Origin of the sequence: Mesorhizobium sp. M1396 (genome assembly GCF_040317725.1) — a bacterium.
In the GTDB taxonomy this organism is placed as follows: Bacteria; Pseudomonadota; Alphaproteobacteria; order Rhizobiales; family Rhizobiaceae; genus Mesorhizobium.
The window spans coordinates 1-22,327 of record NZ_JAMYLA010000018.1; the positions used below are offsets into that span (position 1 = coordinate 1).

The window sequence follows — 22,327 nt, forward strand, 5'->3', positions numbered from 1 at the left end:
CCCAAAGCAGCAGCCAACGCATGGCTCGCAAAAGCACCCCGAAGATCGATGACGATCTCAAAACAGACCTGAGTCGTGTACCGTGCACTCGACGTTTCAATCCATGATAACCAATTGATTTCGAAAGGCGATCTATTTTCGTTCGGCACAGATACCGCCGAACATACCGTAAAAGTCCCGTCAATCCGGCAACCACTCGACAGCGCCCCCTTGGAATTCACGAGCACAGCGGCATGACCTCGGGCATTTACTCAAACGTCCAAGATCGGAAATCCCATGTAGCAGCCGCCTCATCAAGCGGCACGAGAATGCCGTCGTCTGGGGACGCTAGCCAGCATTCGCGGCAATTCTCTCATTTCGCGCGGGGCGGACGAATTCCTGCTCTTGCCAACAGGGAATTATTTGGCGACCAGCAGGGAAGTGCTGGATAGAGCAGTCAACGTTTGACCATCTTGGACAAAAAGCAGTGCTGCTTGCATTTGGCAAAAAGCCCCGCGACTGTCTCCAGTCGCGGGGCGTTGGGAGAGTTCTCTGGGAACCCTGTGGTTAAATTAAATGTTGGCGAGCAACTCGTTGACGCGGCTTTCCATGTCGGCAAGCGCGGCATCGACGTCCTTCTGGCCAGTGATCGCAGCGCTCATCTCTTCGCCGACAATGTCCTGGATCGCAAACTGACGCTGCACGGCTGACGGCAGCGGCCTGCCGAGATCGGCGACAGCGGCGATCGTGTTGCGATGCGGCAGTGCCTTGAAGGCGTCCGAGGTGATGATGGCCTTGTATGCCGGCAGATGGCCGGTGCGCGACCATTCGAAATCGTTGTCGGCGAAGAACTTCAGGAACTTGCCGATGGCCGCGGTCTGTTCAGGCGTGCGGTCTTTCTGCGAGACTGCCCAGGTGTGGCCATCGGCATATTGCGCATGGGCGCCGCCAAAAAGCTGCGGATAAGGGTAAACCGCGTAGCCGCCCTTGTTGAGCGCCGTACCCTTGGTTTCGGACTGGGCGTTGTTGTCGCCGACGACCCATGTGCCGTTGAGCTGAACGCCACCGTCACCGGCAAGAAAAGCGTTGATCGCGCCGCCGTAATCGAGATCCTTGGTGGTGTAGCCCTTGTCGAAGATCGCCTTGTACATCTCGACGACCTTCTTGGCTTCCGGCGTATTCAGCTTCACATGCTTCGGATCGGCAAAGAAGTCGGAATCCTGTTGAAAGAGATAGGTGTAGAGGTTGCGCGTGTAGAGTGCCGTCTCATTGGCCAGGTTCTGAACGAAGTAGGGCTTGCCGGTCTTCTGCTTGAACTGTTCGGCCTGGGCGAGCAATTCCTCGGGCGACTTCGGAAGCATCGGCGTGCCGTCGGCATTGACGAGGCCGGCCTGTTTGAAGAGATCCATGTTGATGTGATAGAGCATCGTCCAGCTGTCGATCGGCAGGCCGTAGATCTTGCCATCTTTAGTGGCGCCGTTGCGCGCTGCGTCCGTGAAAGCTTCAGGTGTGACGCCGACGGACTTCAAGAGATCGTCGAGCGGCATCAGCAGCCCCTTGGACTGGTAATCCGACAGCGCGGATTCATGGATCGTGACGATGTCCGGAGCATCTCCCGAAGCGAATTGCGCGGTCAGCTGGTCATAGCCCGGCCATTCCACGGTGCTGACGCTGACATGCACGTCGGGATTGTCGGCGTTGAACTTGTTGATCAGCGAGGTGATGATGCCGCATTCGCCAACAGCCTTGGCGACATCGGTGTTGGTGCCGAAATCGGCGTCGCAGGCACCGAAAAAGCGCTGTACCGTCAGCTCCGTCGCTGCAAAGCCTGGGCTTGCGAGCATCATTACCCCCGCGGAGACCGCGGCAAACAGTATTTTCTTCATTCTCATGTCAGTTCCTCCTACTGAGTTTCCGCCACTCCACACTGGATTGGCGTCATGCTTTCCATCGCTGCGGCGCACTCCCCCGCCCTGCAATTTTCGCTATCGGACCGCGGCGCCAGAGACGGCGGTGACGATGTATTTCTGGAAAAAGAGGTAGACGATCAGGATCGGCGCGCCGGCGAACACCGCCTGCGCCATCAGGAAGCCGATGCCTTCGGACTGGGCGAAATTGGTCTGTGTCGAAGCCATGCCGACGGTCAGCGTGTACATGTCCTTCCTGGTTGCCGAGATCAGCGGCCACAAGTAATCGTTCCAGGCGCCGAGGAAGGTGAAGATGCCGAGGGTTGCCTGCGCAGGCACCGTGAGCGGCAGCAGCACCTTCCAGAAGGTCCGGAACCGGCTGGCATTGTCCAGCATGGCGGCTTCGTCCAACTCCTTCGGGATGGCCTTGAAATATTGGGTCATCAGGAAGACGCCGAACGAAGCCGACAGGCCGGGGAGAATGAGCCCGTGATAGGTGTTGTGGAACTTCAACATGCTGAAGATCTGGTGGCGGGCGACGAGCACGGCCTGTTCCGGCACCGCCAGACCGAAGAGCACGATCACGAACAGGACGTTTTTCCCGGGGAAGTTCAGACGTGCAAACCCGTAGCCGGCGAGCGACGACAGGATCAGCGTACCGAGTGTCAGCCCGCCCGAGACGATGATGCTGTTGAGCACCCAGAGAAATACCGAAGAGGTACCGATGGTGTTGATGTAGTTCCTGAGCGTGTAGGGTGCGCGAAAAACCGAATTCGGATCGGCCATCAGCTCGGCATTTTCCTTGAGCGACAGGCCGATGACCCACAGAACCGGCGCGATCATGGCGATCGAAAGCAGGATGACGAGGGCCAGCAACACGCGGTCGCCAAATGCGCGTCCCCTGATGGAACTGGCTGGCGCGCTCATGCCTGATCCGCCTTGTTGCGTGCGACGAGGTACTGGGCCATGGCCGCGATCAGGATCAGAATGAACAGGATTTCCGATGCCGCGGCGCCCATGCCCAGATCCCAACGACGGAATGCGGTGTCATAGATGTAGAGCACGATCGGCTTGGTGAGATTGTTCGGGCCGCCGCGCGTCATCAGCCAAGCCTGGCCGAACAGCTGAAATTGCAGCACGATCTGGATAATGATCACCAGGATGAAAGTGCGTTTGATCGACGGCAGCGTAATCGAGCGCAGCGTCTGCCAGCGATTGGCATTGTCCAGGGCTGCGGCTTCGTAAATATCCTGCGGAATCTGCTGCAGGGCCGAGAGAAACAGCATCATCGGCAAGCCGATGCACCACCAGACAGTGGCAATGGCGATACCGATCATCGCGAGGCTGGGGTCGGAAATGAAAGCCGGGGCGGTTGCGCCGAACCATCCGTAGATCGTCGACAGAAGGCCGACATTCGGAATGAACACGATGCGCCAGATCAGTGTGACGATTGTGACCGACAGCACCGAGGACGAAAAGAAGAGGGTCCGCAGCACAGCGGCGGTACGCGTGCGGCGGTTGAGGCAAAGCGCGAGAAAAAGGCCGATCAGCGCCAGCGTCGGCACTGTCAGAAGCACGAAGTAGAAGGTGTTCCAGACCGATTGCAGGAAGACCTTGTCGTGAAACAGCCTGACATAATTGCCGAGACCGACAAAATTTCCGGACGAGAACGTGTCGGCCTTGTGGAAGCTCAGCCACATTCCCCAGAGGAGCGGAAAGATGAGCAGCGTCGTGAAGAAGAACAGGAACGGCGCAACGAAAACGAAGTTTCGCCATTGCGGCGCATAGATATCGACGCTTGGAGCCCTGACGCTCACGGCCGGCGCCGCGGTCCGCGGCATCGTCATCCGGTCGGCCATATCAAGCCTCCCTCGCGTGCCAGGCGCGGCCGGCCGCGTTGAACAGATGCGACTTCTGGCCGTCGAAGGCGAGCCCTACCTTGTGGCCGACAGCGACGCGGCTGTTGCCGACATCCGAGCCGACGATCTGCTGGCCATCGCCGAGACTAATGTAGATCAAGGTGCGCTCGCCAAGCCGCTCGAGCACATCGACCACGCCATCGGCATTGCCCTGTCCGGCAGGAACGATGCGGACATCTTCCGAGCGGATGCCGAAGCTATACCTATCGTCGGTCAACAGGTCGGAAGAAATCGCGGTCCGAACCGATATACCGTCCGAAAACTTGGCCGTGGCGTTGCCACCCGATCTGTCGAGTGCCGCATCGATAAAGTTCATCGCCGGGGCACCGACGAAGCCGGCGACGAATCTGGTCGCGGGGCGCTCGTAGATTTCCATAGGAGAGCCGATCTGCTCGATCCTGCGATTGTTCATGACGACGATGCGGTCGGCGAGCGTCATGGCCTCGACCTGATCGTGGGTGACGAAGATCATCGTCGATTGCAGGCGTTGGTGAAGCTGGGCAAGTTCGAGGCGGGTGCGGGTGCGCAGGGCCGCATCGAGATTGGAGAGCGGCTCGTCGAACAGGAAGGCCTTCGGCTCTTTCACGATCGCACGGCCGATGGCGACACGCTGGCGCTGGCCGCCCGAGAGCTGGCCCGGTTTGCGTTCGAGCAAATGCGGCATTTCCAGGATGCGGGCGGCTTCGTTGATCCGCGCGTCAATGACCTCGCGCGACATGCCGATATTCTCAAGCCCGAAGGCCATGTTGTCGCGCACCGTCATATGCGGATAGAGCGCATACGACTGGAACACCATGGCAATGCCGCGCTTGCCCGGCGGCAGATGATCGATGCGCTCCTTGTTGATGGCGATTTCGCCGCTATCAACAGTTTCGAGACCTGCGATCATTCGCAAAAGCGTCGATTTCCCGCATCCGGATGGACCGAGAAATACGATGAATTCGCGTGCCTTGATGGAGAGCGACAGATCCTCCAGCACCGACATGGCACCGAAGTGCTTGCTCACATTCCTGATTTCGATATCGGCCGTCACTTCGACGCTCCTCCTCAGCGCATGCACTTTCCGACAACACGCCCGAGGTCAGAGCTTCAGGCGTATCATCTGGTAGGAATAGGCCGGCAGCGACAGGCTCAATCTGCCGTCAGTCACCGAGGCGCCCACTCCCTTCCTGGGGCCGACATTGCCGGGATTCCCGGCTGAATTGACGGCTTTCAGATCGGCGTGCGTCATCATTTGATGATCAACGATATCAGCCGCGCCGAAACCGGTGATGTCGATCACGGTTTCGATCGCCTCGCTCGAATGGCGGTTGACGGCGAAGAAGGTGACATGGCCGGTTTTGGTGTCGTGCACGCCGGCCACATCGACATAGGAAACGTCGCCAGCGACGGTGGACTTGTAGGTCGGGCATTCCACCTTGAGATCCAGCGCATTGCCGCGGCCGTAGATCGAAGCATAGAGATAGGGATAGTAGATCGTCTGGCGCCATGCCGGGCCGTTGGGAACGGTCATGATCGGTGCGATGACGTTGACCAGTTGCGCCATGCACGCGATCTTGACCACATCGGAACGACGGATGAAGGTGTTGAGGATCAAGCCGACCTGCAGCACGTCCTCGAAATTGTAGATATCCTCGAGCAGCGGCGGGGCAAAGGGCCAGCCGTCATTGCCGCCCAGGATCTTCTTGTCCTGCTCCTTGGAATGGTACCAGACGTTCCATTCGTCGAACGAGATGTAGACCTGCTTGCTGGAGCGCTTCTTGGCCTTGATGTAGTCGATGACGCCGGCGACCGAGGCGATGTAGTCGTCGAGCTTCTCGCTCATGGCGAGATAGTTCGGCGCGTCATTGGCTTCGTTGTCGAAATACATGTGCAGCGAGATGTAGTCGACCTCGTTGTAGGTGTGGTCGAGAACGGTCGCTTCCCACTCGGGATAGGTCGGCATCTTGGCATTCGAAGAACCGCAGACCACCAGTTCGAGCGACTTGGAAAAGGCGCGCATGGCCTTGGCCGTCTCGTGGGCCAGGCGGCCGTACTCGTCGGCGGTCTTGTGGCCGATCTGCCAGGGGCCGTCCATTTCGTTGCCGAGGCACCACAGCTTGACGTCGAAGGGCTCCTTTCGGCCGTTGGCGATACGCTTGTCGCTCCACTCACTTCCGCCTGGATGATTGGTGTATTCGAGAAAGTTGCGAGCTTCATCGAGGCCACGCGAGCCGAGATTGACGGCAAGCATCATCTCGGTGTTGGCGGATGCGCACCAGTTGGCAAATTCATGCAGGCCGACTTCGTTGCTTTCCGACGTATGCCAGGCGAGGTCGAGGCGCACCGGGCGTTCTCCCTTGGGGCCGACACCGTCCTCCCAATTGTAAGCGGACACAAAATTGCCGCCGGGATAGCGGACGATCGGAACGTTGAGTTCCCTGACCAGATCGATAACGTCTTGACGCATGCCATTGGCATCCGCCGTCGGGTGGCCCGGCTCATAGATGCCGGTGTAAACTGCCCGCCCCAGATGCTCGATAAAGGATCCATACAGCCTCGGATCGATTTCCGAGACGACATAGCGCGGATGCGCCGTAACGGCTGCCTGCATACATTCCTCCCACAATATCACAAATGATGATTTAAATCACCTTACCCGATATCAAAGGCCACTTGGCAGCCTTCGTCAAGTCAAAATAGGCAAAAGTCTGACAATTGAACTATGATTTCGGCAATAAGTGATTTCATGCCATTGAAATTGCTTAGTTATTTCAAAACCCGGTTTGATGATATCAACCGGTTTTGATCCTAAGCAGAATGTCCTGGTCGTAATTTCCAAACCCCTTGCCGAAAATATTGATCCCACCGGGACGCTTGGCGTCGTCCTTGACGCCAATACGGATGCGGATTGAATGATGGCTCTTGAGGTCGAGCGCGGAGAGGCTGGTTTCGGAAATCCTGAGGCCGTCGACATAGGTGCCGTCAGTGGAAATTCGCCAGTTCTTCAGCTTGCCATATTGCGAGCCCTTGAGCTTCCACCAGGAGGGCGTGAAAACGCCACGCTTGTCGCCGAAATCGCCGGGTGACGTCCAGGTGCCGACATCGACGCCATTGATGGTCAACGTGATGTCGGAGGGCCAGTCGGCGCTGGTGCCCGGCACCTCCGAGGACAGTTCCATTGCCACTTCGAGTTCGGTGATCTCGGCGTTGGCGAGCTTGGCGTTGTTGGGGAACTGATATTCGACAAAGCCGCGCGTGAACCACAGCAGCCCGGCTTTCATACGGTCCGGATCGAGGAACGTGTTCGGCACATCGAGCAGACCGATGATGCCATCCGGAGAACACAGGCCGCAGGGCGCCGTCACCTCGAAACCGGTGTAAAGCCCGATCGGCATCGACACTTCGATCGCGTTGTTCCTGACCGCGCGATATTCGCTCTTGAAGACCACGAGCACTTCCTCGGCGGTCGGATAACAGATCTTCTGGCTGCCTTTCTTCGCCTTCTGGTTCTCGGTGCGGATCAGGCCAGCATCCTCGAGCACCTGGATATTGGTCGAGACCGTCGATTGCGGCAGCGACAGCACGGCGGCGATGTCATTGACATTCATCGGCCCCTTCTCATGCAGCAATTTCAGCATGGAGATGCGTGCCAAAGAGGCCAGCCCCTTGAGGACGGCAATGTCCTTCTCGGGTTCGATCACAAGAAAATTGCGACTCATGAATTTGCCAACCCTGTGCGAAATCTATATCCGAAATTACCTTGTATATCGGGATAATTGATTTAATCAATGCGCTGGCTGGGCCTGTTTCTGCTCAAACCGCGGAGGAGGGCTGACCAACATGCCGAGCCGCACGCGGAGACCGCGCGGTACTGGCGACACAATCCACCCACAAGGTCTGATCGAATTTGCACATGTCACCACGAGCATTTGACGTCGTGCGTCGGTTTATCGACCGACCAAGGTCAAATCGATCTCGGTAATGTGCCAGCGGCCGAGATTGGCGGTGTAGAGTTTGTTACCCTTGAACGCGATATTGGTGGGATGCGCGAGCGTCGTCGCGGCCGGATCCTCGATCAACGTCTCAAGTCCTCGGTCCTTGCGCCAGCAATAGATCCGGCTGGGCTCGTAGCATGAAATGAACAACGAGCCGTCCGGAGCGAAAGCTAGGCCATCCGGGACGTTATGCACGCCTTCGACAACGACCCGTCGCGGCCCAGCCGCACCGTCGGCAAGGATCGGCACGTGGCTGACACACGACGCATTGCTTTCCACCACATAAAGCCCGCTTCCCTCCGGCGCCATGGCCATGCCATTGGCGAACGACATCGCCTCCTGGCACCACAGACGGCCCTCGCCCGTCTTGAGATCGTAGCGGAAGATACCGGAGCGATTGTCCTCGCCAACGCTATCCGACACGTAAAGCCAGCCTCTCGCCTCGTCGACGATGGGATAATTCGGCACGCGGATACCGGACGACGCGAAGCGCTCCATGCGCGCGCTCGCGGCATCCCATCGAAAGATCGCGGCATGCTTCAGGTCGCAGGCAAAACAGTTGCCGGCGCTGTCGAAGGCTATGCCAAGCAGAAAGCCATCCGTGCCGCCCATGCGTTCGACCGAGCCGCCGTCGGCGGCAAGCCGCAGGAGGTCACCGGTTTCGGTGCCGCACCAGATCGACCCGTCACGGTGGACAGCCACGCCCTCCGGGTGCGCGACGCGAGGGCTGGTGAAGATGCCGTCGAAGAAAACGCGCGCGGCGGACATGTCGAGCAACGGCTTTACCATGGGGTCCTCAGCTTGCGATGTACGATCTCTGTGCGACGATGCAGCGCTCGACCATCGCGCGGTCGGCGGCGAGGATCTCGGCGATCAGCGCACCGCGCTCCTTGGCGCTGACAAATTCGAGGCGACGCAGGCCGAGCGGGTCGATGCGATTGCGCAGAACAGCGAGCGCATCGCTGGAAGGCAACGGGACCTCTCGGCAATCGGCGTCGAAGGTCACCGCAAACCCGGTGGCGTCGCGGATCTGCTGCTGCATGACGCCTGGCATGGTCTCGATGACGATCAATTCCCGGGATATCCGGTCGAGCCGGAAGACGCAGAGATCGGTGAACACCAGCGCCTTGCCGGTGCGATAGCCCATCGGCTCGCGCTCGGCCGGCGTCAGCAGCCCGCGGGCGGAACTCGCGATCTCCACCTCGTCCACCAGCGACTGGACAGAATGCCGGGGAATGTAGAGCAAATAGTCGCGGTGCATGTTGGCGACATCGGCCATGCCGCCTTGCCCTGGCAACCGGATCAGGCCGCCGCTCGGTTTGCGCAGCGCGATGGTGTTGACGCGACCACGCCGGTCGACTTGTGCCGCGCCGACGATCTCATGCGTCACGGCACCTGCCTGATAGTAGGTCGAGTAGGTGTCGTCGCCGCCGGCATGCGTCACAGCCGTCTCCCAATCCAGGCTTTCGATCAGCGACAGGATCATCGGGCTCGGCGCGATGTCGAGATGGCCGCAGCTCATCGTCGCGATGATCATGTCGGGCGCGTGCGTTGCCTTGGCCAGCCGGTAGGCAACGTTGGCCAGCGGCGAGACAGCGCCGGCGCTGGCAAAACTCTCATTGTCGAGTTCGGCGGCGATGCGGCCTGCAATGATCTCGTCGATGGATGCTTTCTCCTCACCATGTGCGAGCGCCGGCATTGCGAGGGCCGTTTTGGCGCGAACCTTCGCGGCCTTTTGCAGCGGCTTCGGCACGCCATCGGAGGGCAGCCGCAAACTATCCGCCAAGAGCGTTTCGCTGGCCGCCAATCCCTGCGCAAGCGCCTGATAATCGGTGACATAGAATGGCAGGCAGGACGCCGGCCAGGCGCCACCCGGCGCCAGCGCTATGGCCGAAACCTGGTTGCGGGTGAGGATGCTCTGGCGCCCGTCCTGCCGCAGCGCCCCGACCGGGACGACCTCCTCGACCGTGACCAGCACCTTGCGCGCGGCACCCGCCATCGCGAAGTCCAATGCGCGCGGCCCAACGATCTGCACATTGCCGCTTTCATCCGCGCGCTGGGCGTGGACGACGAACGTATCGAGGCGCAGCGGCGGGATGAAACCGGTGTCGGTCCCGGCGATCGGATCAGGCCCGGCGCTCGCCCCCGGCACGCGCGCCAGCATGTCGGAACCCAGGGGCAGCTGAAACGGCATTGACGGCAGGTTCTGCTGCGCTGCCCGTAACGCCTGGATCATGGCCAGCGCTGTCCAGTCGCGAACCGGCATCGCACCAGTTTCGGCGGCAGCGCGGAAACGCGGCGGCAGGCCGAAAATGTCGAGGCTGGAAAAGCAGACATCGATCTCCGCCACCGCACCCGCTTCGAGCAGCAGCTCGAGCGGCAAGCCGCCGGCCCAGCAGACGTAACGCAAATCCTTGACGTCCGACTGGGCTATCGTGCGCAGCAATGCAATCGGCAACCGAGCGAAATGGTGACCGCCGACGCCAAGCGAGTCGCCTTGTCGGACCATCGCGGCCAGCCCTTCGATCTCAGTGAAGCGCGGCCGGTTCGACTTGACCAGGGACATTGCGGCACGATCATTCACAGCGCGGACGCCTCGATGCGGTAGCGGGTCACGAACGGCTTTTCGGCTGAGAATTCCAGTGCCGTCGCAATGCCGGATTGGGCGATGGGGTTGTCAGCCAGCGCGGTCGCCGGGCCGAGCCCGAAGGCTGAGCAGATCGGCTCGATGCCGATGGCGACATGACGCCCATTCCAGGGAGCCGCCTTGCGGCCGCGATTGGAGTACCAGAGCAGAAGGCTGGGGAAATGCTCCTTCTGCCAGGAGAGCTCTACCCGGTAGCCGTCCTCGTGGTTGGCGAGCGCCGCCACACCATCGACCCCCTCGATCTGCAGCAACTCCTCCGTGTCGGCGGCCAGAGGAAGCAGCGAGGCATCGATCGCACCCCCGCTGCGCGATGGCACGGCGCTCAGTTCGAAGAAGGTTTTGTTTCTTGCAAACAGCGCTGCGCCCGGTTCCACGTCGTGTGGATAGGTGCGGCCTTCATCGAAACCGCCGAGCTCGAGCGCGGCGGCGCCTGTCTCGAACGGCAGCCGGAACACCGGGTGCAGGCCGATCGGCAAGCGACAGGCTCGGCGGACGGCGATCTTGAATTCAATGTCGATAGCCGGCGCCGATTGATCGGGCGTAATCGTCCGTTCAACACGCTCGACAGGACTCCCTTTGGGATAGTCCAGTACCAGCGACAGCGACCCGCTCTCGCTGTCGCGCCAAGCCCAGTCATGGTTGGAGCTGTGGCCATGGACTTCTTCGTCAAGCTCCGGCGGCCCCATCACGCGCGTCCAGCCCTCGGGCCATCCACCGGCGGGCACTGAATAGCCGAAGGGCACGCAGGGCCACTCGCCGCGCAACCGGCGCAGGATGCCCGGCAAGGCTTCCGCCCCCGGCTCGTGCGACCAGGGTGCGATATGCATCGGCGAGATTTGCCGGCCGTCCGCCAGGAGGAACGTGATGGGCGCCAGCATCGCGCCGAGCCGCTGCACGGTCAGCGCGCCATGTGCCCAACCCAGCCCACGATAGTCATCATCGACGCTCACGGCCCGGCCTTCTTCACCTGCGCTCCGCTCTTGTCGGCAAACGCCTTGACGCGCTGCTGGCCGATCTCGCCTCGATAGAGGTCACCCAGCATGTCGCGCTCCATGGCGAGGCCATCGGCCAGATTGCCAGACACGGCGTGCGCCGTCAGGGCCTTCAACCCTTCGATCGCCTCGGCCGGCTCGGCCGCGATCATCTGCGCCAGCTCCAGCGCGCGAGGCATCAGCCTGTCGACATCGACGACCTCGTTGACCAGGCCGGCAGCGATGAATTCGGAAGCCGGCACGATGGCACCGGTCATCAGCAGAAGGTTGGCACGGTTGCGGCCGAGCTTGGCGACGCTGCGTTGCGTGCCGCCACCGCCGGGAACCAGCCCCAGCTTGATTTCCGGCAGACCGAGTTTCGCGAACTGGTTGGCGATCACGATGTCGCAGCACAGCACCAGCTCCATGCCGCCGCCCAAGGCAAAGCCGTTGACCGCCGCGATCACCGGCTTGCTGTTGTTCTCGATCGCCGCGTACATGCGCATGCCCGCAGCCTGGAACGTGTCGAACTCGGCGGCGGTCTGCGCGGCGTATTCCTTGATATCGGCGCCGGCCATGAAGCCGCGACCTTCGCCGGTCACCACGATCGCCCCTACACCCGCGTCGCCTGACAGGCCCTCGAAGGCGTCGGTGATCTCGCCTTGCATCATCCGGTTCATGGCGTTGAGCTGGTCGGCGCGGCGGAAGGTGACGACCGCGACGCGGCCCAGGATTTCGACCGTGACTGTCTGGTAGACGCGCATTGTCATGCCGCGTCCACGGTCATGTCGCCGGACGCCTCCAATGCTGCGATTTCCTCCTTGGAGACGCCGAACTCGGCCAGGATCTCGCGGCCATGCTGGCCGACCAGCGGCGCCGGCCGATCGATGGTCGCGGGGGTCTCGCTCATCTTGACCGCGGGTGCCACCACCCGCACCTTGCCGCCGCGCGGATGATCATAACTGGTGATCATGCCCATATGCTTGACCTGCGGGTCCTCTGCCGCACTGCGGATATCCTTCACCTCGGCGCACCAGATGTCGGCCGCCAGCAGCCGTGCCAGCAGATCCTGCGTAGCGAATTTCTTCGTCTCCGCGTTGACCTTCTCGAACACCTCGTCGCGCTTGTCGAACAGGGTTTTCAAATCGTCATAGACGGCAAGCTGCGGCGCCTCCAGCACCTCGTAAAGCGTCTTGAACGGGCTCATCGCGATCGAGATGTAGCCGCCGTCCTTCGCTTCGTAGATGCCGAACGGCGCCTGCATGCCGGGATGACCGATGCCGGAATTGGGCCGCACGAAATCCTCGCCGAGGTTGAGCACGGCGACATATTCCTGATTGAGATGCGCCAGCAGGCCGGCCAGCAGATTGACCTCGATCTTCTGGCCTTTGCCGGTTTTCTCGCGATAATAGAGCGCCGACAGGATGCCGTAGACCATGTTCATGGCGCCGATCTGGTCGGCGAGTCCGGCGCCGGCCGGAACCGGCGCCTGATCGCCGCGGCCGGTGTTGGCAATCAACCCGGCAAGCCCCTGGATCAGCATGTCCTGGCCGGGGCGCTCGACATAGGGGCCTTCCTCACCATAGCCGGAACCCGAACAATAGATGATGCGCGGATTGACTACCTTGAAGTCCTCATAGCCATAGCCGAGCTTGGCCAGCACGCCGGGGCGGAAATTCTGCACCACCACATCGGCGCTCTTGGCCATCTCCATGAGGATGGCGTGCACTTTGCGGCTCTTCAGGTTGAGGGCAATCGAGCGCTTGTTGCGGTTCCAGGCGAGGAAATTCGGGCTCTCCGAGCCGCCCACCCATTTTGCGAAGAAGGTCATGCCGCGGAACATGTCGCCGGCGCCGGCGCGCTCGACCTTGATGACATCGGCGCCCATGTCGCCGAGCAGCTGCGTGGCGAACGGCCCCTGCAGCAAATGGCTGAAATCGAGGATGCGGACGCCTTCGAGGGCCTTGTTCATTTCATGTCTCGTTTCGTGTTTTCAAAGCAGTTCGGGAACGTAGCGCGGTGCGGCGGTCAGCCCGCCATCCACACGCAGATCGGTGCCCGTGGTGAAGCCCGCGGCATCGGAGGCGAGATAGACGGCGGCCTCGGCCACTTCGGAAGGCTCGCCGATGCGGCCGAGCGGATGCATCTTGACCCAGGCCTTGGCCAAGTTGCCGCCGATCTCCTTGATCAGCCTGTCGTTCATCGGCGTGTTGATGGTGCCCGGCGAGATCGAATTGACGCGGATGTTCACCGGCCCAAACTCGACCGCCATCTGGCGCGTCATCGCCATCACCGCGCCCTTGGCGCCGGCATAGGCGGTCCAGCCGTCGAGGCCGATATGACCCTGCGCCGAGGCCATGTTGATGATCGAGCCGGACTTCTGTGCGATCATGTGCGGCAACGCGTATTTGCAGCCGCGAAACACGCTGGTCAGGTTGACCGCGATCAGCCGGTGCCATTGCTCATCGGTCATCTCGTGCACCGGCATGCCGCCAATGGCGATGGCGGCATTGTTGACCAGGACGTCGAGGTGCCCAGTCCTGGTGACAGCGCTGTCGATGAGGCCGGCGATATCGGCCTCTTGAGAGACATCGCAATGCACGTAATCGGCCTGACGGCCGGCGGCGCGAAGCGCGGTCGCGAATTCCTCGCCCGCGCCGTCGGCTATGTCGCCGAGGAAGACATGCGCGCCTTCACGCGCCATCGCTTCAGCGATCGCGTGGCCGATGCCGTCGGCGGCACCGGTGATGACGGCGGTTTTCCCTTCGAGACGAGCCATGTCAGCCTCCATTCGCGCGCCGGCGTTTCGCCTCGTCGAAGGCGACCGCGGCGATGATGATCATGCCGGTGATGACCAGCTGCCATTCGGTCGGCAGGCCGAGCCCGCGCAGGCCGTTGGACAGGAACTGCAGGATCAGCACGCCCAGCGCCATGCCGGTCAGGCTGCCGATGCCGCCGGCAAGGCTGACCCCACCGAGCACCGTCGCGGCGACGACCTGGAATTCGAAATTGAGCCCCGCCGTATGCTGCGCCGAGCCGACGCGCGCGGCGAGAATAATGCCCGCAACGGTCGCCAGCAATGAGCTGATGATGAAACAGATGAACTTGACGCGCCGCACGTCATAGCCGGCCAGCCGCGCCACTTCCTGATTGCCGCCGACGGCATAGATCTGCCGTCCGAACGGCCGATGCCGCATCATGTAGGCGAAGGCGGCGAGCAGGATGATGGCGATGACAGCCGAATAGGGGATGGTGTTGAACAGGCGGCCATCCGACAGAGCGATGAAGCTGTCGAGGCTGGCATCGTCCGGGATGGCGCGCTGGCCGGTGTAGAGATAGACGCCGCCACGCATGATGAACATCGTGCCCAAGGTCACGATCAGCGAGTTGATGCCGGCATAGGCGGTGAGATAGCCGTTCACCACGCCGATGATCAGCCCGAACAGCAGCGCGCAACTGACGCCGAGCCACAGCGAATTGGTGTCGTTCATGACGATGACCAGCGGCAACGCAATGGTCGCGAGCAGCGAGCCGATCGAGATGTCGACCTCGCCGGAAATGAAGACGATGGCGCAGCCAATCCCGGCGATCAGCGGCAGCGACGCCTGGCCAAGCACGTTGGTCAGATTGCGCACGGAGAAGAAATTCTCGACCGTGAAGGAAAAGAACGCCAACACCAGGATAAGGCAGACAAGCAGCGCCAGTTCCTGCCGGGCAACGAGCCGCACCAGCATGGATGGTTGGGCCCTTGCGGAAGCCGTGGCTGCAAAGCTCATCGGATGCTCCCTTCGAGGTGGGGCTGATCGCTGGATGTCATCATCTTACCCGATCGCCGCATTGAGGATCTTCTCCTGTGTGGCTTCCTCGCGCGACATGATCACGGTCAGGCGGCCTTCGCACATCACCGCGATCCGGTCCGCAAGACCGAGCAGTTCCGGCATCTCGGACGTCATCATGACCACCGCCAGGCCCTCGCCGGCGAGCCGGTCGATCAGCGCGAAGATTTCCGACTTGGCACCGACATCGATGCCGCGCGTCGGCTCGTCGACGACGATCACTTTCAGGCCCCGCATCAGCCAACGCGCGATCAGCACTTTCTGCTGATTGCCGCCCGACAGGTTCTTCACCTGCTGGAACAGGCTGGGCGTCTTGATGCGGAAACGGTCGACATAGTCCTGCACCGCTTCGTGTTCCTTCGCCTTGTCGACGAACCCCAGGCGGGCGAAAGCACCAAGCGAGGCCAGGCTTGCATTCTGGTAGACAGGCAGTTCGCCCATCAGCCCTTCGCTCTTGCGGTCCTCGGTAAGCAGACCAATGCCGAGCTTGACGCCGGTGCGCGTATCGTGCGGCGCGAGCCGGCTGCCGTCGACGGTGATCGTCCCCGCGGTGATCGGGTCGTAGCCGACGATCGCCTTGGCGAGCTCGGTGCGGCCCGCGCCCATCAACCCGAAGAAGCCGAGCACCTCGCCGGCGCGCGCCTCGAAGGAGACGTCGGTCAGCTTCTTCGCCGTGCTGAGGTTCTCCACCGACAGCGCGACCTTGCTGCCCGCCGCGCCACGCTGACGGGGAAACAGATTGTCGATGCGCCGGCCGATCATGTCCTGGATGAGCGTGTCGTTGGTTTGCTCGCCGATCGGCCTAGTCGAGATGTGGCGTCCATCGCGCAGCACGGTCACCGTGTCGGCGATCTCGAAAACCTCGTCGAGCTTGTGGCTGACATAGACCACCGCGATGCCAAGGCTGGCCAGCCGGCGGATGACTGTGAATAGCAACGAGACCTCGTTCGGCGTCAGCGAGGATGTCGGTTCGTCCATCACCACGACGCGGGCTTCATGGGCGAGCGCACGGGCGATCTCGACCATCTGCTGCTGGCTGACCGGCAGCGATCCCGTGCGTGCCGCCGGATCGACGTTGAAGCCGATGCGGTTGAACAGCGCGGCAGAATCGGCACGAATCTTCTTCCAGTCGATCGAGCCGGCCCTGCCGGTCGGATAGCCTTCCAAGAAGATGTTCTCGGCAACGGTGAATTCGGAGATCAGCGCGATCTCCTGAAACACGACCTTGATGCCTTCCTTCAAGCTGTCGCGCGGCGACTTGATGTCGACCTCGCGCCCGCGCATGCGGATGATGCCGGCATCCTTGCCGTAGACACCAGCCATGATCTTGATCAGCGTCGACTTGCCGGCGCCGTTCTCGCCCATCAAGGCATGGATCTTGCCGGGCTCCAGGCTGAAGTCGACATTGTCGAGCGCCACGACGCCGGGGAAGCGCTTGTCGATGCCGCGCAGTTCGAGCGCCGGCACGCTGGTGTCGATGGCCGCGCCTTCGCCAGGGTGAAGGAAATCAACGGACATTGGCTCTGTTCCGGATGATGTCGAGATAGGTTGCAAGGATGATGACGACGCCCGGCACGACCATCTGCAGGTCCTGGTTCCAGCCGAGAATGATGATGCCGTTGTCGATCACCTTCAGCACCAGTACGCCGAGCAAGGTGCCGAACAGCGATCCACGGCCGCCGAGCAGGCTGGTGCCGCCGAGGATGACGGCAGCAATGACCGTCAGTTCGAAGCCGCGGCCGGCGGTCGGCTGGCCGGCATTCATCAGCGACGACAGGATCATGCCGGCAACGCCGACGCAGAGCCCGGTGAGAACGAAGGCAAACAGCTTGAGGCGCTCCGACCGAAGGCCGGACAGGCGGACCGCCTTTTCATTGGCGCCAACGGCATAGAGGTAGCGGCCGAGCGTGGTGAAACGCAGCGTCACATAGGCAACCACGAAGATCAGCGCCGCCAGAATGACGGGGACCGGCACCGCGCCGACGTAGCCGGCGCCGAGATCGGTGAAGCTCGCGAGCTGATTGTGGTTCTGCACCGCCTCGCGCGTGAACAGATAGACGCCGCCTTGCATCATCATCATCGTGCCGATGGTGGCGATCAGCGAGTTGACCCGGAGCCTGGTGACGACCAGCCCATTGAACAGGCCGACCCCGCCGGCAAAGGCAAGTGCCGCCAGCAAGCCGAGCGTCAGGCTGTGTGTAGAATTGAGCACCGCCATGCCGATGCAGCCGACGAAGGCGAGTGAAGCGCCGACCGACAAATCGACCTCGGCGGTGATGATGAGCATGGTCATGCCCGAGGCAACGATCAGCACCAGCGCGCATTGGCGCAGAATGGCGATGATGTTGGCCTCCGAATAGAATTGCGGCGCCGCGATCGAGATGGCGATGCACAGCACAGCCAGGATGACACCCAGCACAAGCTGGCCGCTGCCCAGCAGCTGGCCGCCGACAAGGCGCTTCGGCGCGGAGGCGTGTATAAGCTCGCTCATCTCAATCCATTCCGGGCCGCCGTGGTTCAGGCGCCCTTCCCGCATTGCGGGAAGGGCAAAGTCGGTCGGCTTTATTTCTTCAGGTCGGCGGAGGTCTTCATGCACTTTGCCGGCGGCTGCAGTGCGTTGACGGCATCCCATTTGATGGTTCGGGTGGTGCCGTCGTAGTCATAGAACTTCTTCCAGTCCTCGCCGTTCATCGGCGCGGTCGGGCTGACGATGTGCTCCGGCACTTCCTCGCTGTTGAACAGTTTCACCGCGGCATCGATGGCGGTAAAGCCTTCCTTTTCCGGGAACATCGCGGCCTCGATACGATACGATGGCTCGTTCTGCATCGCGTTGATGAAGGCAAGCCCCTCGCCGCCGGTGCCGACGGTCAACAGGCCGTCCTGCGACTTGCCGGCCGCCTTCCAGGCTTGCAGGCCGCCCAGCGACGACGAGTCGTTGATGCCGTAGATGATGTTGATGTCGGCGTTCTTGGCAAGTGCCGCCGAAGACACTTCGAGCGCGCGGTCCGGATTGCCGCCGCCGTCGAGGTCGTGGATCATGACCGCGTCAGGGATGACGGTCTTCAGCCCGTCCATGAAACCGTGCGAGCGCAGCACCGTGGCGGAAAGCAGCGGCAGGCCGACATTCATCACCTTGGCAACGCCGCCGAGCTTTTCCTTGGCATATTTGCCGGCCTCGACGCCGGAGAAATAGCCGGTGTCATAATCGCAGATGGCGACCATCGTGGTCATGCCCTTGACCGGATTGCCCTCGAGCACCACCGGAATGTTGGCGGCTTTGGCCTGACGCAGCAGCGGCACCACACCTTCTTCATTCACCGGCGTGATGATCAGCACATCGACGCCCTTGGCGATGAAGTCTTCGGCCGCGGCGACCTGCTTGGATATGTCGAGATTGGCGTCCTGCACCTCGACCTCGATGCCGAGTTCCTTCCCGTGAGCCTTCATGCCCTTGATGACGTTCTGGTACCATTCATGGGTGGCGTAATTGGTGACGTAGCCGATGCGCTTGGGCATGTTCTCGGCATATGCAGCCGCCGCGCTCATGGCCAGCGCGGCCGCGGACGCAAACAGGATTGACTTGGACCAGTGCATTTTCTTCTCCCAGGTTTATCGCTTTTGTTAATCGCTGAACGGGTAGTCCCGCCGTTCCGGGTCGGCACGTAACGAAGAGTTGGATTCCCCCCAACCGAGCTCCGCCGATATCTTCTCGGCGGCTGCCCGGGTGCGTTCGAAGACGGTCTGCCGGTCGAACCGTGCCGCCTTCTGCGGCAGCAGCGGGACCGTGAGTGCGGCGATGACGGCACCGGTGTGATCGCGCACCGGCATGGAGATGTTGGTGCAGGCTTCGACGGCCAGCGAGGCCCGCATCTCGTAGCCGAGCCTGGCCACCTCGTTCAGCCGTGCCTCGATTTCGGCCCGCGTGCCCTGTCCTTCGCCGGCGGTCACGATGCGATCGACAATGCGGTCGCGCTCGGCCCGGTTCGAATGGGCGAGCAAGACCGCGCCTGAACTGGTTTCGAGGATCGGGAAATGCGACCCCAAGGCAACCGAGTAGCGCATCGGCAGCGGTGAATCGATCTGCAGCACCACGAGCGCGTTCTGGCCTTCGCGCACCACGAGGTGGCAACTCTGATCGGCATTGGCGGTCAACTCACGCATCACCGGCAGCGCGCATTCGACCAGCCGGTTTACCGGCGGGTGCATGTGCGCCAGCTCGAACAGCTTCAGCGACAGGCGGAAGCGGTCCGACTGCGTGCGAAAGATGTATCCGCGCTTTTCCAGCAGGAGCAGGATGCGGTAGATTTCGTGAATGGAGCGTCCGAGGCCGGCCGCGATCTCGGTCTGGGTCAGCGTTTCGGCGCTGGCTGCCATGAACTCAAGGACGTCGAGCGCCTTGTCTACCGCCGGCACACGATAGCCGTTGCGGCCACTTTCGCTGTCGTCGAGCGTCTCGGTAACGCTGGCGGCCATCACGCAATGCTCCGTTCCGGTTGCCTGGTTTCGCGGTAGAGGCGATTCACGTGGTCGGCGAGTTCGGCAGCCGAAATGTCGCCGGCGATGGCGGCCGCCGCATGCGGCGCGCATTCGCGGAAGAAGGCGATGAAGCCTGGATGCGTCGGACGCAGATAGGACGAACTGATCGTCGCAAGCGTCGAGCTGAAAAAATTGCCGGTGAGTTGGTTGACCTCGACATCCTTCCAGGCCGCCAGCGATCCCGGCTGTCCGCCCGACTTCACATAGTCGCCGCGTTGGTATTCGGGCGAGCACAGGAACACCGCGTAGTCGATCGCGGCCTGCTTGTGTTTCGACCGGGCGCTGACGCCGATGCCGGCACCGCCGAGCAAGGCTCCGGCGGAGTGCGGCGTCGGCACGTCGGCAAAGCGCAGACACGGCCTGTCACTCCTGGAGGCATAGTTCACATAGCCGAACGCGAAAGGCACATAGACCACGTCGTCATGCGCGATCATGTGGTCATAGCAGCGGATCGGGTTCCATTTTGATGAGTTCGGATGCGACAGCGCCGCGAGCTCTCGCAATTGAGTGACGGCCTGCTCGACCGTCTCCCTGGCAATGAATTGCCCACCGTTCTCCTGTGGGCGGCCAAGCGTCAGAAGCATGCACATGGCATCCGTCGGGACCGAGGGCAGGCCGAGCCACTTGCCGCTCTTGCGGGCGCGCCGACCAAGCTCGACCACCTCGTCATGTGCGCGCGGCACCGGCCCGTAACGCTCCAGGAGATCCGGGCGATAGGACGCGACCTGACAAGCGGCATCGATCGGCAACGCCCATTGGCGTCCGTCCTTTGCGTAGGAGCGCCAGGACGCACCGACCGAATCGTGTTCGAAGAAACGGATTTGTTCGGCCGACAGATAGGCGTCGAACGGCACCATCAGCTCATCCTTCGCGATGTCGCCGATGAAGGGATGGTCGAACACGACCAGATCGTAAGTGCCGAGCACCGAACCGAGAGCACCCTCGCCGAATTCATAGAGGCTGCGGCGATCCCATTCGATTTCAAGGCCTGGATTGCCAGCGCAATACGGCGCCACGCTGGCGTCGAGCGGACCCCAGCAGCGTCGATGATCCCACGCAAGACCGCGCAGTCTTGTCATTTCAGGCAATTCCTCCCTGGCAACCGATTATGTCCGCCCGGCTCGCAGTCGTAGCAGCTATTTTCACATAGACAAGTAACTTTTACATATGCAAATGACAGTTGGCTTCCTGACGGCTTCATGCCAGCCCGAAGCGTTCCACGGCGCGCATGATGCCACGCAGCTCGGCGAGGCCCTTCAGCCGCCCGATCAGCGAATAGCCGGGATTGATCCTGGTCTTGCCGATATCGTCGGCGAGCAGATGGCCGTGATCTGGCCGCATCGGAATGCGCCAGTCCGCGCGGCCCTCCTTCCGGCGCCGCGTCTCCTCCTGCATCAGAGCGAGGATGACATGCGCCATGTCGGTGCCGCCCTCGAGATGCTCGGCTTCGTAGAACGAGCCGTCATCCTCGATGGTGATGTTGCGCAGATGGGCGAAATGGATGCGGCCGGCGAACTCCTTGACCATGGCGACGATGTCGTTGTCGGCGCGCGTGCCGTAAGAGCCGGTGCAGAACGTCAGGCCGTTGGCCGGACTGTCCACGGCGTTGAGGATGAAACGCGCATCCTCGGCGGTCGAGACGATGCGGGGCAGGCCATAGAGCGAGAAGGGCGGGTCGTCTGGATGGATGCACATGCGCACCCCCTCCTCTTCGGCCACCGGAATGATCTCGCGCAGGAACCACGCAAGGTTGTCGCGCAGCTCCTTCGGATCGATCGTATCGTATTCCGCCAGGGCCTCGCGAAAACTGTCCCTGTTGTAGCTGCGCTCCGTCGCCGGCAGGCCGGCGATCAGGTTGCGCTCGATCCTGTCGATCGCCTCGCTGCTCAGTTCCTTCAGTCGCGCTTCCGCTTCGGCGATGCGGGCGGCACTGTAGCCGGCCTCGGCATTCCTGCGCTTCAGCACGAACAAATCGTAGGCCGCGAAATCGACCGCGTCGAATCGCAGCGCATAACCCGTTGTCGGAAGCCGATAGGCCAGATCCGTGCGGGTCCAGTCGACCACGGGCATGAAATTGTAGCAGACCGTCGCAATGCCGGCCCTGGCAAGTGCGCGGATGCTGTCGCGATAGAAGCCGGCGTAGCGCTCGCGTTCCGGTGCGCCGATCTTGAAGGAATTATGGACCGGAATGCTCTCGACAACCGACCATGTCAGATCAGCGGCCTCGATGATCCGCTTGCGCTCCAGAATGCTCTCGAGCGGCCAGGCGCGCCCGTCATAGATATCGTGCAAGGCCGTCACCACGCCTGTCGCGCCTGCCTGCCTGACATGATCGAGAGTTACCGGGTCGTTCGGTCCATACCAGCGCCAGCACTGTTCCATGAAGCCTCCTCAATGTTAACAAGGCGACCATATTGTTGGACCACAGACCTGTCAACAAGCTGAATTCTTCTGGCGGCGATCCTTTTTCCCTCTTTTGCCGGGCGCCGATTGATTTCCTATCCGATTGGGCCTAGGCTTGGTCCAACAAATAAGGAGAGACAACCCTTGGATCA

At 61.7% G+C, this 22,327-nt stretch carries 19 protein-coding genes; all 19 read right to left on the minus strand.

Annotated features, from left to right (window positions below):
• Positions 1 to 551: 551 nt before the first annotated feature.
• Positions 552 to 1,865 carry an ABC transporter substrate-binding protein gene (locus NKH02_RS13960; RefSeq protein WP_352879587.1) on the minus strand — a complete coding sequence of 438 codons (1,314 nt, stop codon included), beginning with the start codon at positions 1,863 to 1,865 and terminating at the stop codon, positions 552 to 554.
• Positions 1,866 to 1,964: 99 nt separating this feature from the next.
• Entirely contained in the window at positions 1,965 to 2,813 is an 849-nt protein-coding gene (locus NKH02_RS13965) for a carbohydrate ABC transporter permease (protein ID WP_352866720.1), read from the minus strand.
• On the minus strand, positions 2,810 to 3,733 hold the full coding sequence (locus tag NKH02_RS13970) for a carbohydrate ABC transporter permease (RefSeq protein WP_502913813.1): 924 nt from the start codon (positions 3,731 to 3,733) through the stop codon (positions 2,810 to 2,812). The genes NKH02_RS13965 and NKH02_RS13970 overlap by 4 nt, the downstream gene beginning before the upstream one ends.
• Positions 3,734 to 3,746: 13 nt before the next feature.
• Positions 3,747 to 4,838, minus strand: coding sequence for an ABC transporter ATP-binding protein (locus NKH02_RS13975; RefSeq protein WP_352879433.1), 1,092 nt, complete (start codon positions 4,836 to 4,838; stop codon positions 3,747 to 3,749).
• Between the two features lie 48 nt (positions 4,839 to 4,886).
• A complete protein-coding gene (arfA, locus tag NKH02_RS13980; RefSeq protein ID WP_352866714.1) occupies positions 4,887 to 6,398 on the minus strand; it encodes an arabinosylfuranosidase ArfA in 1,512 nt (503 codons plus the stop codon).
• 181 nt (positions 6,399 to 6,579) lie between these two features.
• Positions 6,580 to 7,506, minus strand: a complete 927-nt coding sequence (locus NKH02_RS13985; RefSeq protein ID WP_352879435.1) for an ArsR/SmtB family transcription factor — start codon at positions 7,504 to 7,506, stop codon at positions 6,580 to 6,582.
• Positions 7,507 to 7,734: 228 nt separating this feature from the next.
• The gene (locus NKH02_RS13990) at positions 7,735 to 8,571 is read right to left on the minus strand and encodes an SMP-30/gluconolactonase/LRE family protein (RefSeq protein ID WP_352879437.1); all 837 of its coding nucleotides are present in this window, start codon (positions 8,569 to 8,571) and stop codon (positions 7,735 to 7,737) included.
• Between the two features lie 7 nt (positions 8,572 to 8,578).
• Positions 8,579 to 10,366, minus strand: coding sequence for a CoA-transferase (locus NKH02_RS13995; protein ID WP_352879439.1), 1,788 nt, complete (start codon positions 10,364 to 10,366; stop codon positions 8,579 to 8,581).
• Positions 10,363 to 11,379: a hypothetical protein gene (locus NKH02_RS14000; RefSeq protein ID WP_352879441.1), complete on the minus strand. Its 1,017-nt coding sequence runs from the start codon at positions 11,377 to 11,379 to the stop codon at positions 10,363 to 10,365. Before NKH02_RS14000 ends, NKH02_RS13995 begins: the two co-directional genes overlap by 4 nt.
• A complete protein-coding gene (locus NKH02_RS14005) occupies positions 11,376 to 12,170 on the minus strand; it encodes an enoyl-CoA hydratase/isomerase family protein (protein ID WP_352879443.1) in 795 nt (264 codons plus the stop codon). Before NKH02_RS14005 ends, NKH02_RS14000 begins: the two co-directional genes overlap by 4 nt.
• Positions 12,167 to 13,372 carry a CaiB/BaiF CoA transferase family protein gene (locus tag NKH02_RS14010; RefSeq protein ID WP_352879445.1) on the minus strand — a complete coding sequence of 402 codons (1,206 nt, stop codon included), beginning with the start codon at positions 13,370 to 13,372 and terminating at the stop codon, positions 12,167 to 12,169. The genes NKH02_RS14005 and NKH02_RS14010 overlap by 4 nt, the downstream gene beginning before the upstream one ends.
• Before the next feature lie 21 nt (positions 13,373 to 13,393).
• Positions 13,394 to 14,179 (minus strand): SDR family NAD(P)-dependent oxidoreductase, encoded by a 786-nt coding sequence (locus tag NKH02_RS14015; protein WP_352879447.1) that lies wholly within the window; start codon positions 14,177 to 14,179, stop codon positions 13,394 to 13,396.
• A gap of 1 nt (position 14,180) precedes the next feature.
• Positions 14,181 to 15,176, minus strand: coding sequence for an ABC transporter permease (locus tag NKH02_RS14020; RefSeq protein WP_352879449.1), 996 nt, complete (start codon positions 15,174 to 15,176; stop codon positions 14,181 to 14,183).
• 45 nt (positions 15,177 to 15,221) lie between these two features.
• Positions 15,222 to 16,754: a sugar ABC transporter ATP-binding protein gene (locus NKH02_RS14025; protein ID WP_352879451.1), complete on the minus strand. Its 1,533-nt coding sequence runs from the start codon at positions 16,752 to 16,754 to the stop codon at positions 15,222 to 15,224.
• Positions 16,744 to 17,727, minus strand: a complete 984-nt coding sequence (locus tag NKH02_RS14030) for an ABC transporter permease (RefSeq protein WP_352879453.1) — start codon at positions 17,725 to 17,727, stop codon at positions 16,744 to 16,746. The genes NKH02_RS14025 and NKH02_RS14030 overlap by 11 nt, the downstream gene beginning before the upstream one ends.
• A gap of 71 nt (positions 17,728 to 17,798) precedes the next feature.
• On the minus strand, positions 17,799 to 18,830 hold the full coding sequence (locus NKH02_RS14035) for a sugar ABC transporter substrate-binding protein (protein WP_352879455.1): 1,032 nt from the start codon (positions 18,828 to 18,830) through the stop codon (positions 17,799 to 17,801).
• A 27-nt stretch (positions 18,831 to 18,857) separates the two neighbouring features.
• Entirely contained in the window at positions 18,858 to 19,709 is an 852-nt protein-coding gene (locus NKH02_RS14040; RefSeq protein ID WP_352830887.1) for an IclR family transcriptional regulator, read from the minus strand.
• Positions 19,709 to 20,851, minus strand: coding sequence for an ABC transporter substrate-binding protein (locus tag NKH02_RS14045; RefSeq protein ID WP_352879457.1), 1,143 nt, complete (start codon positions 20,849 to 20,851; stop codon positions 19,709 to 19,711). The genes NKH02_RS14040 and NKH02_RS14045 overlap by 1 nt, the downstream gene beginning before the upstream one ends.
• Positions 20,852 to 20,969: 118 nt before the next feature.
• Positions 20,970 to 22,154, minus strand: coding sequence for a mannonate dehydratase (gene uxuA / locus NKH02_RS14050; RefSeq protein WP_352879458.1), 1,185 nt, complete (start codon positions 22,152 to 22,154; stop codon positions 20,970 to 20,972).
• Positions 22,155 to 22,327 lie beyond the last annotated feature (173 nt).